This window comes from Pantoea sp. B270, assembly GCF_018726825.1.
Classification (GTDB): domain Bacteria; phylum Pseudomonadota; class Gammaproteobacteria; order Enterobacterales; family Enterobacteriaceae; genus Pantoea; species Pantoea dispersa.
Genome location: NZ_JAHCSX010000001.1, coordinates 2541944 through 2556897, shown reverse-complemented (window position 1 = coordinate 2556897; position 14954 = coordinate 2541944). Strand labels below are relative to the sequence as shown.

General features: G+C 58.0%; 15 protein-coding genes. 11 read left to right on the top strand and 4 right to left on the bottom strand.

Going from position 1 to position 14954, the window contains the following annotated elements; translation table 11 throughout:
- The first annotated feature begins 2 nt into the window (after positions 1 to 2).
- The 3 genes from dnaN (at position 3) to gyrB (ending at position 4786) form a co-directional block, all read left to right on the top strand.
- Positions 3 to 1103 carry a DNA polymerase III subunit beta gene (dnaN, locus tag KOL70_RS12245; protein ID WP_215480721.1) on the top strand — a complete coding sequence of 367 codons (1101 nt, stop codon included), beginning with the start codon at positions 3 to 5 and terminating at the stop codon, positions 1101 to 1103.
- A gap of 171 nt (positions 1104 to 1274) precedes the next feature.
- The gene (gene recF, locus KOL70_RS12240; protein ID WP_136546224.1) at positions 1275 to 2360 is read left to right on the top strand and encodes a DNA replication/repair protein RecF; all 1086 of its coding nucleotides are present in this window, start codon (positions 1275 to 1277) and stop codon (positions 2358 to 2360) included.
- 17 nt (positions 2361 to 2377) lie between these two features.
- Positions 2378 to 4786 carry a DNA topoisomerase (ATP-hydrolyzing) subunit B gene (gene gyrB / locus KOL70_RS12235; protein ID WP_058758200.1) on the top strand — a complete coding sequence of 803 codons (2409 nt, stop codon included), beginning with the start codon at positions 2378 to 2380 and terminating at the stop codon, positions 4784 to 4786.
- A 42-nt stretch (positions 4787 to 4828) separates the two neighbouring features.
- Here gyrB and KOL70_RS12230 read toward each other — a convergent pair whose 3' ends face one another.
- Both KOL70_RS12230 and KOL70_RS12225 read right to left on the bottom strand, forming a co-directional pair.
- Positions 4829 to 5134, bottom strand: a complete 306-nt coding sequence (locus tag KOL70_RS12230) for a helix-turn-helix domain-containing protein (protein ID WP_058758199.1) — start codon at positions 5132 to 5134, stop codon at positions 4829 to 4831.
- Positions 5131 to 5484: a type II toxin-antitoxin system RelE/ParE family toxin gene (locus KOL70_RS12225; RefSeq protein WP_215480720.1), complete on the bottom strand. Its 354-nt coding sequence runs from the start codon at positions 5482 to 5484 to the stop codon at positions 5131 to 5133. The genes KOL70_RS12230 and KOL70_RS12225 overlap by 4 nt, the downstream gene beginning before the upstream one ends.
- 206 nt (positions 5485 to 5690) lie before the next feature.
- Between KOL70_RS12225 and yidA the strand changes: the two genes are divergently transcribed.
- The 7 genes from yidA to KOL70_RS12190 all read left to right on the top strand — a co-directional run bounded on the left by yidA (position 5691) and on the right by KOL70_RS12190 (position 12942).
- The gene (yidA, locus tag KOL70_RS12220) at positions 5691 to 6500 is read left to right on the top strand and encodes a sugar-phosphatase (protein WP_215480719.1); all 810 of its coding nucleotides are present in this window, start codon (positions 5691 to 5693) and stop codon (positions 6498 to 6500) included.
- A gap of 216 nt (positions 6501 to 6716) precedes the next feature.
- Positions 6717 to 7415 carry a FadR/GntR family transcriptional regulator gene (locus tag KOL70_RS12215; RefSeq protein ID WP_215480718.1) on the top strand — a complete coding sequence of 233 codons (699 nt, stop codon included), beginning with the start codon at positions 6717 to 6719 and terminating at the stop codon, positions 7413 to 7415.
- Positions 7412 to 8290 carry a 2-dehydro-3-deoxygalactonokinase gene (locus KOL70_RS12210; protein WP_215480717.1) on the top strand — a complete coding sequence of 293 codons (879 nt, stop codon included), beginning with the start codon at positions 7412 to 7414 and terminating at the stop codon, positions 8288 to 8290. The genes KOL70_RS12215 and KOL70_RS12210 overlap by 4 nt, the downstream gene beginning before the upstream one ends.
- Positions 8274 to 8891, top strand: a complete 618-nt coding sequence (locus KOL70_RS12205) for a 2-dehydro-3-deoxy-6-phosphogalactonate aldolase (RefSeq protein WP_215480716.1) — start codon at positions 8274 to 8276, stop codon at positions 8889 to 8891. The genes KOL70_RS12210 and KOL70_RS12205 overlap by 17 nt, the downstream gene beginning before the upstream one ends.
- Positions 8888 to 10036 (top strand): galactonate dehydratase, encoded by a 1149-nt coding sequence (gene dgoD / locus KOL70_RS12200; RefSeq protein ID WP_215480715.1) that lies wholly within the window; start codon positions 8888 to 8890, stop codon positions 10034 to 10036. The genes KOL70_RS12205 and dgoD overlap by 4 nt, the downstream gene beginning before the upstream one ends.
- A gap of 244 nt (positions 10037 to 10280) precedes the next feature.
- A complete protein-coding gene (locus KOL70_RS12195) occupies positions 10281 to 11573 on the top strand; it encodes an MFS transporter (protein WP_058770733.1) in 1293 nt (430 codons plus the stop codon).
- A 106-nt stretch (positions 11574 to 11679) separates the two neighbouring features.
- Entirely contained in the window at positions 11680 to 12942 is a 1263-nt protein-coding gene (locus KOL70_RS12190; protein ID WP_215480714.1) for a DUF3748 domain-containing protein, read from the top strand.
- Here KOL70_RS12190 and KOL70_RS12185 read toward each other — a convergent pair.
- Entirely contained in the window at positions 12920 to 13279 is a 360-nt protein-coding gene (locus KOL70_RS12185; protein ID WP_040679624.1) for a YceK/YidQ family lipoprotein, read from the bottom strand. The genes KOL70_RS12190 and KOL70_RS12185 overlap by 23 nt on opposite strands.
- A gap of 285 nt (positions 13280 to 13564) precedes the next feature.
- Between KOL70_RS12185 and ibpA the strand changes: the two genes are divergently transcribed.
- Positions 13565 to 13981: a small heat shock chaperone IbpA gene (ibpA, locus tag KOL70_RS12180; RefSeq protein ID WP_010617843.1), complete on the top strand. Its 417-nt coding sequence runs from the start codon at positions 13565 to 13567 to the stop codon at positions 13979 to 13981.
- 58 nt (positions 13982 to 14039) lie between these two features.
- Here the strand turns inward: ibpA and KOL70_RS12175 are convergent, their stop codons facing one another.
- Positions 14040 to 14945: an EamA family transporter gene (locus KOL70_RS12175; RefSeq protein WP_021506902.1), complete on the bottom strand. Its 906-nt coding sequence runs from the start codon at positions 14943 to 14945 to the stop codon at positions 14040 to 14042.
- Positions 14946 to 14954: the final 9 nt, after the last annotated feature.

Genomic DNA, 14954 nt, shown 5'->3' with positions numbered 1-14954 from the left:
ATATGAAATTTATTGTTGAACGTGAGCAGTTGCTGAAGCCGCTGCAACAGGTGAGTGGCCCGCTTGGCGGACGCCCGACGCTGCCGATCCTCGGAAATTTACTGCTGCAGGTGAATGAAGGCACGCTGCTGCTGACCGGTACCGATCTTGAGATGGAGATGGTGGCGCGCGTGGCGCTGACCCAGCCGCACGAACCGGGCGCGACGACCGTGCCGGCGCGTAAGTTTCTTGATATTTGCCGTGGTCTGCCTGAAGGCGCAGAGATCAGTCTGACGCTGGAAGGTGACCGCATGCTGGTGCGCTCCGGCCGCAGCCGCTTTTCGCTGTCGACGCTGCCAGCCAGCGACTTCCCGAATCTCGACGACTGGCAGAGCGAAGTGGAATTCACGTTGCCGCAGGCCACGCTCAAACGCCTGATTGAAGCCACGCAGTTCTCCATGGCGCATCAGGATGTGCGTTACTATCTCAACGGCATGCTGTTTGAGACCGAAGGCGAAGAGCTGCGCACCGTTGCTACCGACGGCCATCGCCTGGCGGTCTGTTCAATGCCTGTCGGACAGTCGCTGCCGAACCATTCGGTGATCGTACCGCGTAAAGGTGTGATTGAGCTGGTCCGTCTGCTGGACGGCGGTGAAACGCCGCTGCAGGTGCAGATTGGCAGCAGCAACATTCGCGCGCATGTCGGCGACTTCATCTTTACGTCGAAGCTGGTTGATGGCCGTTTCCCGGATTATCGCCGCGTGTTGCCGAAGAATCCTGACAAAGCGTTGGAAGCGGGCTGCGATCTGCTGAAACAGGCTTTTGCCCGCGCGGCAATCCTGTCGAACGAGAAGTTCCGCGGCGTTCGCATCTATATCACCGAAAATCAGCTGCGCATCACCGCCAATAACCCGGAGCAGGAAGAAGCAGAAGAGATGCTGGACGTGTCGTACAGCGGCACCGAGCTGGAGATTGGTTTTAACGTCAGCTACGTGCTGGATGTGCTGAACGCGCTGAAGTGCGAAAACGTGCGTCTGCTGCTGACCGATTCGGTTTCCAGCGTGCAGATTGAAGATGTAGCCAGTCCGGCTGCGGCCTACGTTGTTATGCCCATGCGTTTGTAATAGAAAATATCGGCCTGGCTTACTTGCCATTCTGGTCCCGGGCAGTGCTCGCCCCTGGTCACATACTTCAGTATGCTCCCAGGGCCTGCGCGCTGGCCGTGGCCAGACTGCCTGCGCCGCCAACGGCCTGGATTGTTAATGTTAGGCAACCCCCTCTGGCTGGATTGATTCATGGCTTTAACCCGCCTCCTGATTAAAGATTTTCGTAATATCGAGCAGGCCGATCTCACGCTGGCGCCGGGCTTTAATTTTCTCGTGGGCGCCAACGGCAGCGGTAAAACCAGCGTGCTGGAGGCGATTTATACGCTGGGCCACGGCCGCGCATTCCGCAGTTTGCAGGCCGGACGCGTAATTCGTCACGATCAGGACGCGTTTGTGTTGCACGGGCGGATTGAAGGCAGCGAGCGCGAGCTGGCGGTCGGCCTGAGTAAAAACCGCGCCGGCGACAGCAAAGTCCGCATCGACGGCAGCGACGGCCACAAAGTCGCCGAGCTGGCGCAGCTGCTGCCGATGCAGCTGATTACGCCAGAGGGGTTTACTTTGCTCAACGGCGGCCCCAAATACCGTAGAGCCTACATCGACTGGGGCTGCTTTCATGCTTATCCCGGTTTCTTTCTGGCCTGGAGCAATCTGCGTCGCCTGCTGAAACAGCGCAACGCGGCGCTGCGCCAGGTCGCGCGCTACAGCCAGATCCGGCCATGGGATCAGGAGCTGGTGCCGCTGGCAGAACAGATCAGCGCCTGGCGCGCTGAATACAGCGCAGCCATTGCCAGCGAAATCACCGTCACCTGCAGCCAGTTTTTACCGGAGTTTGCGCTGAGCTTCTCCTTCCAGCGTGGCTGGGACAAAGAGAGCGACTTCGGCGAGCTGCTGGAGCGCAACTTCGAGCGCGATCGTGCGCTCACCTACACCGCCAGCGGTCCGCACAAAGCCGATTTTCGGATTCGTGCTGAAGGCACGCCGGTGGAAGATTTACTCTCACGCGGTCAGTTAAAGCTGCTGATGTGTGCGTTGCGGTTAGCGCAGGGCGAGTACCTGACGCGCAGCAGCGGACGTCGCTGTTTGTACCTGATTGATGACTTCGCCTCCGAGCTGGATGACACCCGTCGTCGCCTGCTGGCGGAACGCCTGAAAGCCACGCAGGCTCAGGTGTTTGTCAGCGCCATTGGTGTCGAGCATGTAATCGATATGAGTGACGAAAAGGGCAAGATGTTCCGCGTGGAACAGGGTAAAATAGCGGTTCAACCTGAAGATTAAATGAGCGAGAAACGTTGATGTCGAATTCTTATGACTCCTCAAGTATCAAAGTCCTGAAAGGGCTTGATGCGGTACGCAAACGCCCGGGTATGTACATCGGCGATACGGATGACGGCACCGGTCTGCATCACATGGTATTCGAGGTCGTGGATAACGCCATCGACGAAGCGCTCGCCGGCCACTGTAGTGATATCGTGGTCACCATCCATGCCGACAACTCTGTCTCCGTACAGGATGACGGCCGTGGTATTCCGACCGGTATCCACCCGGAAGAGGGCGTCTCTGCTGCCGAAGTGATCATGACCGTACTGCATGCCGGCGGTAAGTTTGATGACAACTCATATAAAGTTTCCGGCGGTCTGCACGGCGTCGGCGTATCGGTGGTGAACGCCCTGTCGCAGAAGCTGGAACTGACCATTCGTCGCGACGGCAAAGTGCATCAGCAAACCTACGTGCACGGTGTGCCGCAGGCGCCGCTGGCGGTGACCGGCGATACCGACGCTACCGGTACGCGCGTGCGTTTCTGGCCGAGCCACGATACGTTCACCAACGTCACCGATTTTGAATATGAAATCCTGGCGAAGCGTCTGCGCGAGCTGTCATTCCTTAACTCCGGCGTGTCGATTCGCCTGGAAGACAAGCGCGACGATAAAAACGATCACTACCACTACGAAGGTGGTATCAAAGCGTTCGTTGAATATCTCAACCGCAACAAGAACCCGATTCACCCCAATGTGTTCTACTTCTCCACCGAAAAAGACGGTATCGGCGTTGAAGTTGCACTGCAGTGGAACGACGGTTTCCAGGAAAACATCTACTGCTTCACCAACAATATTCCGCAGCGCGACGGCGGAACGCACCTTGCCGGTTTCCGCGCGGCGATGACGCGTACGCTCAACGCCTACATGGATAAAGAAGGTTACAGCAAAAAAGCCAAAGTCAGCGCTACCGGTGACGACGCGCGTGAAGGGCTGGTGGCAGTGGTTTCGGTCAAGGTGCCGGATCCGAAATTCTCCTCTCAGACCAAAGACAAGCTGGTCTCTTCCGAGGTGAAATCGGCGGTGGAACAGCAGATGAACGAACTGCTGAGCGAATACCTGCTGGAAAATCCGTCTGACGCCAAAATCGTGGTCGGCAAAATTATCGATGCCGCGCGTGCGCGTGAAGCCGCACGTCGTGCACGTGAAATGACCCGCCGTAAAGGCGCGCTGGACCTGGCGGGCCTGCCGGGCAAGCTGGCAGACTGTCAGGAGCGCGATCCGGCGCTGTCTGAAATCTACCTGGTGGAGGGTGACTCTGCAGGCGGTTCCGCCAAGCAGGGACGTAACCGTAAGAACCAGGCGATTCTGCCGCTGAAAGGTAAAATCCTTAACGTGGAGAAAGCGCGTTTCGACAAAATGCTCTCTTCACAGGAAGTCGCCACGCTGATCACCGCACTGGGCTGCGGTATCGGCCGCGATGAGTACAACCCGGACAAGTTGCGCTATCACAGCATCATCATCATGACCGATGCGGACGTTGATGGTTCGCACATCCGTACGCTGCTGCTGACCTTCTTCTATCGCCAGATGCCGGAAATCATCGAGCGTGGCCACGTCTACATCGCGCAGCCACCGCTGTACAAGGTGAAGAAGGGCAAGCAGGAGCAGTACATTAAAGATGACGACGCGATGGACCAGTATCAGATTGCCATCGCGCTGGACGGCGCAACGCTGCACACCAACGCCAGCGCACCGGCGCTGGGCGGCGAGCCGCTGGAAAGCCTGGTGGCGGAATACAACAGCACCCAGAAGATGATCAAGCGTATGGAGCGCCGCTTCCCGTCTGCGCTGCTGCGCGCGCTGGTTTATCATCCGACCCTGAGCGATCTCAGCGATCAGACGGCAGTGACCGCATGGCTGGAGAGCCTGGTGGCTTACCTGAACGAGCGCGAAGCGCATGGCAGCAGCTATGTGGCACAGGTGCGGGAAAACCGCGAACAGCAGCGCTTTGAGCCGGTGCTGCGCGTGCGTACTCACGGTGTTGATACCGATTATCCGCTGGACAGCGAGTTCATTGACGGCGCGGAATACCGCAAAATCTGTGCACTCGGCGCGCATCTGCGTGGTCTGATTGAAGAGGATGCCTACATCGAGCGTGGCGAGCGCCGTCAGCCGGTTGCCAGCTTCGAGCAGGCGATTGACTGGCTGGTGAAAGAGTCGCGCCGCGGTCTGTCAGTGCAGCGCTATAAAGGTCTGGGCGAGATGAACCCGGATCAGCTGTGGGAAACCACCATGGATCCGGACAGCCGCCGCATGCTGCGCGTCACCATCAAAGACGCCATCGCCGCCGACCAGCTATTCACCACGCTGATGGGCGATGCGGTTGAACCGCGCCGCGCCTTCATCGAAGAGAACGCGCTGAAAGCCGCCAACATCGATATCTGATATCGCAAAACCCTTCCCAAACGGGAAGGGTTTTTTGTTTTATTAAACGCGCAGAATTCTTCCACCCGAGCCGTCCGGCATTTCAATCAGCAGGCTTAGCTTGCCGCCCATCGCTTCAATGTAGCGCTTAATGGTGATCAGACGCTGATCGGCGCCGCCCTGCTCAATTTGCGTGATACGCGGCTGCTTAACGCCCATCGCTTCCGCAACGGTTCTCTGCGATAACGCTAACTCTTCCCGCAGCAGTTGCAGGCCGGTTTCGAGAATCAGCTCATCTGCCATCAGCTGAATGTCAGCTTGCTCAGCTTCAGTAAACTCACTCTCGATAAATTTTTGTAAGTCGTTCATGAATGATTTTCCTCTGCGTTATTGAGGTAAGCCGTGAACAATTGATCTGCAAGGCATATCATCCGCGCATAAAATTGTTTGTCTCCGGATTTATTGCCAGCACACAAAATGACCGCTTTGCGTTGCGTATCGAATACGTATAGCGCCCGAATTGGCTGACCAGCGTACTGTATTCTCAGTTCTTTCATGTTGTGGAAGCGTGATCCGTTAACCGTATCGGCATAGGGCCGTGGCAGCAACGGGCCATAATGCTGCAGGTTTAACAGGGCCGCAGCGATGCGTTTTTTCAGTTTGTTGTCCTGTGCCCGCAACCATTCCCGGAAGGTGTCGGTAAAAATGATTTCCCACATAGCGCAATCTCCATATAAGTGATTGCTTATAGCAATTTATAAGCAATCACTTATATGATCAAGCGAGTCAGCAGAAGTAAAACACCAAATGCTCAAACTGGATAATGCTGCACAAAGCATGACAGGCGTTATCTGCCGATTAACTGGTCAATGTGAGCTGAATCGCGCTAGCATTAAAGCCAGACCCTGAATTAACCGAGGACGTTATGGCGATAAAACTGATTGCGATCGATATGGACGGCACGCTGCTGAATCCGCAGCACGAAATCACGGCGGGCGTCAAAGCGGCGATTGGCCGGGCGCGGGATAAAGGTGTGTCGATCGTGCTGGCCACCGGACGCCCGTTTGTTGGTGTGGAGCGCTACCTGATGGAGCTGGATCTGCGTCAGCCGGGGCAGTATTGCATCAGCAACAACGGCGCACTGGCGCACAGCGCGGACAGCGGTGAAGTGGTGGCCGAGAAGACGCTTGGCTTTGATGACTATCTCTACCTGGAACAGCTGGCGCGCGACCTTGGGGTACATTTTCAGGCGTTCGACAAATCCTTCCTCTACACGCCAAATAAAGACATTAGCGAATACACCATCCACGAAGCCAGCCTGACCGGCATTCCGGTGCGCTATCGCGCCGTAGAGGAGATGGACCCGGCGACGCGCTTCCCGAAACTGATGATGATCGACAAACCGGAGCTGCTGGATAAAGCCATCGCCGCTTTACCGGCGCGCGCCCGCGACAGTTATACCATTCTGAAAAGTGCACCTTACTATCTCGAAATCCTAAATCCGCTGGTCAATAAAGGCTACGGCGTAAAAATGCTGACGGAGAAACTCGGCCTGCAGCCGTCAGAAGTGATGGCGATTGGCGATCAGGAAAACGATCTGGCGATGATTGAATACGCCGGCACCGGCGTGGCGATGGGCAATGCGATTGATTCCGTGAAGCAGATTGCGCAGTTCGTGACCAAGACCAATATGGAAGATGGCGTCGCGCACGCCATTGAAGAGCTAGTGCTGTAACCCTCCTCTGATGCGGGCGGCGTTCTGCTGCCCGTCACTTCTCTGCTGAATTTTTTACTGTCAGTGTGCCGATGGGTTGTCTGTTTTGTGATCCATATTGTAGTACAAACAATGCATATGGTACTACAATCGCCGCTACAGGATGCGTCAGGGATTGGGCTTTGCACTACGAAAGCAGTAATCTGATTTCTCACGCCTTTCATGGAATCGAACACGATGACGCAGGAACCACTGAGTAAAACAGAGCGCATCATCCAGACGCTGGGTGAAGAGATTGTTGCCGGAAAATATGTGCCGGGCGCCGCGCTGCCGGCGGAGGCGGAGCTGTGCGAGCGATTTTCAACCTCGCGCAATATTATCCGCGAAGTGTATCGCTCCCTGATGGCTAAACGCCTGATGGAGATGAAGCGCTATCGCGGCGCGTTTGTCACTTCACGTAACCAGTGGAACTATCTCGACAGCGATGTACTGCAGTGGGCGCTGGCGCACGATCACGATCCGCGCCTGATTGCGGCCATGAATGAGGTGCGCGTGCTGGTGGAGCCGCAGATTGCGCGCTGGTCGGCCGAGCGGGCAACATCGACCGATCTGGCTGCGATTGAGCAGGCCTACAACGAGATGGTGGCCAACCACCTCAACCGTGATGCCTTTAACGACGCAGATATCCGCTATCACGAAGCGGTGATGGCCTCGGTGCATAACCCGGTGCTGCAGCAGCTTAATGTGGCGATCAGCCAGTTGCAAAAAGCGGTGTTTGCGCAAACCTACATGGCGGACTCCGGCAACATGCCGCGCACGTTAGCCGAACATAAAGCGCTGTTCGATGCCATTCGTCACCAGGATGGCGATGCGGCGGAACAGGCGGCGAAGGCGATGATTGCCAGCTCAACCGCCCGACTCAAGGAGATTTTGTGACCGGTTATATCGCTATTGACTGGGGCTCCACCAACCTGCGCGCCTGGTATTACCGCGCCGGTGAATGCGTCGATGAGCGCCGTTCGGAAGCGGGCGTGACGCGCCTCGGCGACCGCACGCCTGCTCAGGTGTTTGCCACCATTACCGACGGCTGGCCGGTGGCCGAAGTCCCGGTGATCATGGCCGGTATGGTGGGCAGCAACGCTGGCTGGCTGGCAGTGCCTTATCTCGCCTGTCCGGTGGCGCTCAATGCATTAAGCGATCGCCTGACCTGCGTGGAAGGAAAAGCGTGGATCGTGCCGGGACTGAGCATCGAACGTGACGACAACTACAACGTGATGCGCGGAGAGGAAACCCAGCTGCTCGGCGCAGTCACGCTGCAGCCCGCGCCGCTGTATGTCATGCCGGGCACGCACGCCAAGTGGGTGCAGCTAGAACAGGATCGCGTTATTGATTTCCGCACCGTAATGACCGGCGAACTGCACCATTTACTGCTGAAGCAATCGCTGATCGGTGCCGGTTTACCCGCGCAGGAAGCCAGTCCGGACGCGTTCCGGGACGGTTTGCAGCTTGGCAGCCATGACCCATCCATTCTGGCGCGCCTGTTTGAAGTGCGTGCCGCCCATGTGCTCGGCGCGCGCGATCGGCGCCATATCAGTGATTTTCTCTCGGGCCTGTTAATCGGCCATGAAGTGGCACAGATGACGCAGCAGTTAACGCATAGCCGCCAGCCGATTGTCATTATCGCCGGCAGCGAACTGGCACAGCGTTATCAGCAGGCGCTGGCCTTTATCGGAACAGATTCAGTCACGCTGGAGGGCGATCGCGCTTTCCAGCACGGAATAAGGAGTATTGCGCATGTCCTGGCCCACTAAACTTCCGCTGATCGCCATTCTGCGTGGCATCACGCCGGATGAAGCTGAAGCGCACGTCGCGGCGTTAATCGATGCCGGTTTCGATGCGATTGAAATTCCGCTCAACTCGCCTGAGTGGGCGAAAAGTATCGGCGCGATGGTGCAAACCTTCGGCGATAAAGCGCTGATCGGTGCCGGCACCGTGCTGCAGGCGACGCAGGTCGATCAGCTGGCGGCGCTCAACAGCAAGCTGGTGGTGACGCCCAATACCGATGCTGCGGTGATTCGCCAGGCCGTGGCGCACGGCATGCTGGTTGCCGCAGGCTGTGCCACCGCCAGCGAAGCCTTCACCGCGCTGCAGGCTGGGGCGCAGGCGCTGAAAATTTTCCCGTCGTCGGCGTTTGGTCCGGGCTACATCAAAGCGCTGAAAGCGGTGCTGCCGCCGGAGGTGCCGGTCTTTGCCGTGGGCGGCGTCACGTCGGAAAACCTGCATGAATTTATCGCCGCCGGTTGCGTCGGGGCTGGCCTGGGCAGCGATCTCTATCGCGCCGGTCAGCCACTGTCGCGCACCGTGGAGAAGGCTCGCGCATTTATTGCTGCCTATAAGGACGCTGTACGATGAAAATTACGAAACTGACCACTTATCGCCTGCCGCCGCGCTGGATGTTCCTGAAAATCGAAACCGACGAAGGCATCATCGGCTGGGGCGAGCCGGTGATTGAAGGGCGCGCACGCAGCGTCGAAGCGGTGGTGCATGAGCTGTCGGAATATCTGATTGGGCAGGATCCGGCGCGGATTAATGATCTGTGGCAGGTGATGTATCGCGGCGGTTTTTACCGCGGCGGCCCGATTTTAATGAGCGCCATTGCCGGTATCGATCAGGCGCTGTGGGATATTAAAGGCAAAGCGCTGGGCGTGCCGGTGTATCAGTTGCTGGGCGGTCTGGTGCGTGACAGCATCAAAGCCTATAGCTGGGTAGGCGGCGATCGTCCGGCTGAAGTGATTGATGGCATTAAGAAATTACGTGGTATCGGCTTTGACACCTTCAAACTCAACGGCTGTGAAGAGATGGGCATCATCGACAATTCTCGTCAGGTCGATGCCGCTGTTAACACCGTCGCGCAGATCCGCGAAGCCTTTGGCAGTGACATTGAGTTTGGCCTCGATTTCCACGGTCGCGTCAGCGCGCCGATGGCCAAAGTGCTGATCAAAGAGCTGGAGCCGTATCGCCCGCTGTTTATTGAAGAACCGGTGCTGGCCGAGCAGGCAGAATACTATCCGCGCCTGGCGGCGCAGACGCACCTGCCGATTGCCGCAGGCGAACGCATGTTCTCCCGCTTCGAGTTCAAGCGCGTGCTGGAAGCCGGTGGGCTGGCGATTCTGCAGCCGGATCTGTCGCACGCCGGCGGCATCACCGAATGCTACAAAATCGCGGCGATGGCCGAGTCCTACGACGTGGCGCTGGCGCCGCACTGTCCGCTGGGGCCGATTGCGCTGGCTGCCTGTCTGCACGTGGATTTCGTGTCGCGTAACGCGGTGTTCCAGGAGCAGAGCATGGGCATTCACTATAATCAGGGCGCTGAACTGCTCGATTACGTGATCAATAAAGATGATTTTAAAATGGATGACGGCCATTTCTATCCATTAAATAAACCCGGCCTCGGTGTGGAAATAAATGAAGAGCTGGTGATTGCGCGCAGTAAAAATGCGCCAGACTGGCGTAACCCATTATGGCGCTTTCCGGATGGATCGGTAGCCGAGTGGTAATAACCGTGGTAATGCACCCGGTCGCTGCGTTTACCGCTTTATAACAGCACCGATTATCAGGCGATTAAACATCTGACTATTTAAACTATGTGCGGAATATATAAGGCACAGGGCAGCGCTCAACCTGTTTTCACCGCGCTGCCAGTTTACCGCTGCTGCGGCTTTTATCTTCGATAACCTTACCCTGCGTTGGCTGCGGCGTGTTTCGGCACGTCTGCCAGCTGACATCTGACGGAGAAACACCATGGATCTCTCTGCTGTTCAGGCGAAACCTACGCGTCGCCGTTATATTACGCTGCTGATGATTTTTATTACGGTGGTCATTTGTTATGTCGATCGCGCTAATTTAGCCGTGGCCTCGGCGCATATTCAGCAGGAATTCGGCATCAGCAAAGCAGAAATGGGGTATGTGTTTTCTGCTTTTGCCTGGTTATATACCCTGTGCCAGATTCCCGGCGGCTGGTTTCTCGATCGCGTAGGTTCACGCCTGACCTATTTTATTGCTATTCTCGGCTGGTCGGTGGCGACGTTATTGCAGGGATTCGCCAGCGGCTTATTATCGCTGATAGGTCTGCGCGCCATTACCGGTATTTTTGAAGCGCCGGCTTTCCCGACCAATAACCGCCTGGTTACCAGCTGGTTCCCGGAACAGGAGCGCGCTTCGGCCGTCGGTTTTTACACCTCCGGTCAGTTTGTCGGCCTGGCGTTTCTCACGCCGCTGCTGATCTGGATTCAGGAACTGCTGAGCTGGCACTGGGTGTTTATCATCACCGGCGGGATTGGCATTGTCTGGTCGCTGGTGTGGATGAAGGTTTATCAGGCGCCGAGCCAGAGCAAAGGCATCAATCAGGCCGAGCTGGATTACATTCGTGCCGGTGGCGCGATGGTCGACGGCGATGCACCCGGCGAGAAAAAAGCACGCGTTAAACTCACCGCGGCCGACTGGAAACTGGTGTTTCATCGCAAGCTGTGCGGCGTGTATCTCGGCCAGTTCGCGGTGACCTCAACGCTGTGGTTTTTCCTTACCTGGTTCCCCAACTACCTGACGCAGGAGAAACATATTGCCGCGCTGACGGCCGGCTTTATGACTACCGTGCCGTTTCTCGCCGCCTTTGTTGGCGTGATCCTCTCCGGGATGGTGGCCGATCGTCTGGTGCGCAGCGGTCGCTCGCTCGGCTTTGCCCGCAAGACGCCGATCATCTGCGGCCTGCTGATCTCCACCTGCATTATGGGCGCAAACTACACCAACGATCCGCTGTGGATTATGGTGCTGATGGCGCTGGCCTTTTTCGGTAACGGGTTCGCGTCCATCACCTGGTCGCTGGTCTCGTCGCTGGCGCCGGTACGCCTGATCGGCCTGACCGGCGGCATGTTTAACTTTATCGGCGGCCTCGGCGGCATCACGGTTCCGCTGGTGGTGGGGTATCTGGCGCAGGATTACGGCTTTGCGCCCGCGCTGGTGTACATCTCCGCTGTTGCGCTGATTGGCGCGCTCTCTTACATCCTGCTGGTGGGGGATGTGCAGCGCGTGGGCTAAGCTTCCGGGTGCGCATGCCTGCGCACCCGCATTAGCTGCTCAGCTTTTGCTTAACTGAACGGCATCACGTAATTTGTCCGGCAACGGTTACATCTGAGGTTGCCCCATGTCAGAAATACAACTCACCTTTACTCAGCGCCATCATCAGCTGACCAATATCAACGTCTGGACCGCCGACAGCCAGTGGCTGGCATTTGATGTGCGCCCGTCCGGCGCCTCGTTTACCAGCCTGACCATTGAGCGCGTCAACGTGCACAGCGGCGCGGTCGAGGTGCTGTATCAGGCGCGCGATGGTGCGCACGTCGGCGTGGTGACCGTGAGTCCGGATCTGCCGCCGCGCTATGTCTGTATTCATGGGCCGGAGCATCCCGATGCGCACTGGCATTATGACTTTCATCACCGGCGCGGCGTGATTGTTCAGCAGGGCATCGCAGAGAACCTCGACGCCTGCGATATCACCGCGCCCTATACGCCGGGTGCGCTGCGTGGTGGCTCGCACGTGCATGTGTTCAGTCCGGATGGCTCGCGGCTGAGCTTTACCTATAACGATCACGTGATGCATGAGCGCGATGTGCGTGACGACCTGCGCAACGTCGGCGTGGCGGTGCCGCTGCATCCGGTGTGCCCGCCGAAGCAGCATCCGCGCGAATATGACGGCAGCCACTACTGTGTGCTGGTGAGCCACACCCGGCGCGATCCACAACCGGGCAGCGATCAGATTGACCGCGCTTATGAAGAGTGCTGGATTGGCGCGCGCGGATACCAGAAAGCGGACGGCAGCTGGCAGCGCTGGGCCATCGCGTTTATCGGCGATACGCGCAATGCCAGTGGTGAAAAAGTGCCGGAAGTGTTTGTGGTCGATCTGCCTGAGGCGCTGGCGGACTATACCAGAGCCGGCAATGCGCCGCTGCAGGGCACGGCAGAGCAGCTGCCGGCACCGCCGGCTGGCGTGCAGCAGCGGCGGATCACGTACGGTAAAGGGCTGGCGCTGCAGCCGCGCCACTGGTTGCGCGCTGCGCCGGATGGCAGCGCGATCGCCTTTTTGCAGGCTGACGAGCAGGGCATTGTGCAGCTGTGGACAGTCTCACCCAACGGTGGCGCGGCGCGTCAGATCACCTCACTGCGCAGCAGCATTCAGTCTGCTTTCAGCTGGCAGCCGGACGGCGCAGCCATCGCCTTTATCTGTGATAACAGCGTGATGCGTTGTGAGATAGCCAGCGGACAGTGTACGCGCCTTACCGCGCGCAGCGCGCAACCGCCGGGCGGCGACGCGGTGGTGTGGTCGCCGGACGGGAAGCAGATCGCCTACATGCGCGAGGTTGACGGCTGGCGACAGCTGTTCTGCGTCAGTGCGATTCCGCCGGCATAGCCGCCGCGGTGGCCAGGCTGGCCTGGGTGCCAGCCATCTTCTCGCTCTGCAGCACGCGTTCGCGCGGCGAATCTTTGGTTTTATCGTCGTCGGCGCGGAAGTAATCCCACGGCAGCAGCAGCGTATCCATCACCGCCGAGAAGGGCAGATCGATCAGCGCCAGCGGTTTAATCGCCCAGCTGGTATTGTCATCGGTCAGCATCTCTGCGCTGGCGCGCGTGCCGGGGTAGTAACCCTGGCTGGCACCGGTATGCGACATCACGCTGGAGCAGCCTGATGTGGCACAGGCGCAGCAGACCAGCAGGCCGGTGAGTGGAAAGCGTTTCATCATTTTCATCATCATCATCCCTACAGTCATGGCATGGCCCTGGCTGGAGTGTGTCACCTGACATCCGCATAACTCTGTGGTTATGTCCTTCCCGTCAGGCGAGGCGTCCCCTGAGTGTATGCCATATCGTCAGAATTGCTGCAAAAAAAAGCGCATTGACCCTTGAAAGCGACCTGAGCGCACCCATCTTTAAGCTACGGTCACGACGCGGTCGCCGACAGGGACACCGACGGGCCGGACAACCTGTCCATGGTGGAAGGTTGCCAAAACTTGCTGATTATCAGGAGTCTTATTATGCGTAACTTTGATCTCTCTCCGCTTTATCGTTCTGCTATTGGTTTCGACCGTCTGTTTAACCTGCTTGAGTCCAACCAAAACCAGGCTAACGGCGGCTACCCTCCGTACAACGTCGAGCTGGTAGACGAAAACCACTATCGCATCACCATTGCCGTCGCCGGCTTTGCGCAGAGCGAACTGGATATTACCGCCCATGACAACATGCTGGTGGTGCGCGGCGCCCATCCTGAAGAGCAGCAGGAACGTAAATACCTGTACCAGGGCATCGCGGAACGTAACTTCGAACGCAAATTCCAGCTGGCCGATCACATCGTGGTGCGCGATGCGCGTCTCGAACTGGGCTTGCTGAGTATCGATCTGGAACGCATCGTCCCGGAAGAGGCGAAACCACGCCGGATTGAAATCCTGAAATAAGGCTAACGAAGTAAAGAAAAACGCCGCTGCAACGCGGCGTTTTTTTATGGCTGCATCATCAGGTACGTACCAGCAGGCGCTGGCTCACCATACCGCCGAACACATTCACCAGTAGCCCAAGAATGATCACCGACGCGCCGAGAATCTCCTGTGCCGACAGAGTTTCACCGAGGATCAGCGCGGCGCTGAGAATGCCGACCACCGGCACCAGCAGCGACAGCGGCGCCACGCGCCAGGTTTCGTAGCGGCTGAGCAGATTGCCCCAGATGGCGTAGCCAATGATGGTGGCGAAAAACGCCAGATAGAGCAGCGCCAGCACCGTCTGCAGCGAAATATCCAGCAGGCTGGTGACAATGGCGGATTCGCCCTCGAACCACCACGAACAGGCAAAGAACGGCGCAATCGGCACCAGCGCGCTCCACACCACCAGCGACATCACCGGCACCTTGCGGTTGCGCAGGATAATCTTGTTAGTGATATTGCCCAGCCCCCACGACAGCGCCGCCGCCAGCGTCAGCATCATGGTGGTCAGCGTGATGCCCGCGGTTGTCTGGCCCTCCATACCGGCGGTTGCCAGCATAAACATGCCGAGCGTGGCGACCAGAATGCCGGCGATGTGGTTCCAGCGCAGCTTCTCGGCCAGCAGCAGCGCGCCGAGCAGCAGGGTGAAAAATGCCTGCGCCTGCAGCACCAGCGAAGCCAGCCCGGCTGGCATGCCAAGCTTGATGGCGAGGAACAGAAACGCGAACTGACCAAAGCTGATGGTCATGCCATACACCACCAGCCAGCGCAGCGGAATTGCCGGACGACGCACGAAAAAGATCGCCGGAAACGCCACCAGCGTAAACCGCAGTCCCGCCAGCAAAAAGGGCGGCATGCCCTGCAAACCCAGCTTAATCACCACAAAATTTACGCCCCACGCCACCACGACGCACAGGGCTAACAACATATCTTTCACTGACATACGCATTCC

Coding starts and splice junctions, on each gene's coding strand:
- dnaN (WP_215480721.1), top strand. CDS start 3: ATGAAATTTATTGTTGAACGTGAGCAGTTGCTGAAGCCGCTGCAACAG.
- recF (WP_136546224.1), top strand. CDS start 1,275: ATGGCTTTAACCCGCCTCCTGATTAAAGATTTTCGTAATATCGAGCAG.
- gyrB (WP_058758200.1), top strand. CDS start 2,378: ATGTCGAATTCTTATGACTCCTCAAGTATCAAAGTCCTGAAAGGGCTT.
- KOL70_RS12230 (WP_058758199.1), bottom strand. CDS start 5,134: ATGAACGACTTACAAAAATTTATCGAGAGTGAGTTTACTGAAGCTGAG.
- KOL70_RS12225 (WP_215480720.1), bottom strand. CDS start 5,484: ATGTGGGAAATCATTTTTACCGACACCTTCCGGGAATGGTTGCGGGCA.
- yidA (WP_215480719.1), top strand. CDS start 5,691: ATGGCGATAAAACTGATTGCGATCGATATGGACGGCACGCTGCTGAAT.
- KOL70_RS12215 (WP_215480718.1), top strand. CDS start 6,717: ATGACGCAGGAACCACTGAGTAAAACAGAGCGCATCATCCAGACGCTG.
- KOL70_RS12205 (WP_215480716.1), top strand. CDS start 8,274: ATGTCCTGGCCCACTAAACTTCCGCTGATCGCCATTCTGCGTGGCATC.
- dgoD (WP_215480715.1), top strand. CDS start 8,888: ATGAAAATTACGAAACTGACCACTTATCGCCTGCCGCCGCGCTGGATG.
- KOL70_RS12195 (WP_058770733.1), top strand. CDS start 10,281: ATGGATCTCTCTGCTGTTCAGGCGAAACCTACGCGTCGCCGTTATATT.
- KOL70_RS12190 (WP_215480714.1), top strand. CDS start 11,680: ATGTCAGAAATACAACTCACCTTTACTCAGCGCCATCATCAGCTGACC.
- KOL70_RS12185 (WP_040679624.1), bottom strand. CDS start 13,279: ATGAAAATGATGAAACGCTTTCCACTCACCGGCCTGCTGGTCTGCTGC.
- ibpA (WP_010617843.1), top strand. CDS start 13,565: ATGCGTAACTTTGATCTCTCTCCGCTTTATCGTTCTGCTATTGGTTTC.
- KOL70_RS12175 (WP_021506902.1), bottom strand. CDS start 14,945: ATGTCAGTGAAAGATATGTTGTTAGCCCTGTGCGTCGTGGTGGCGTGG.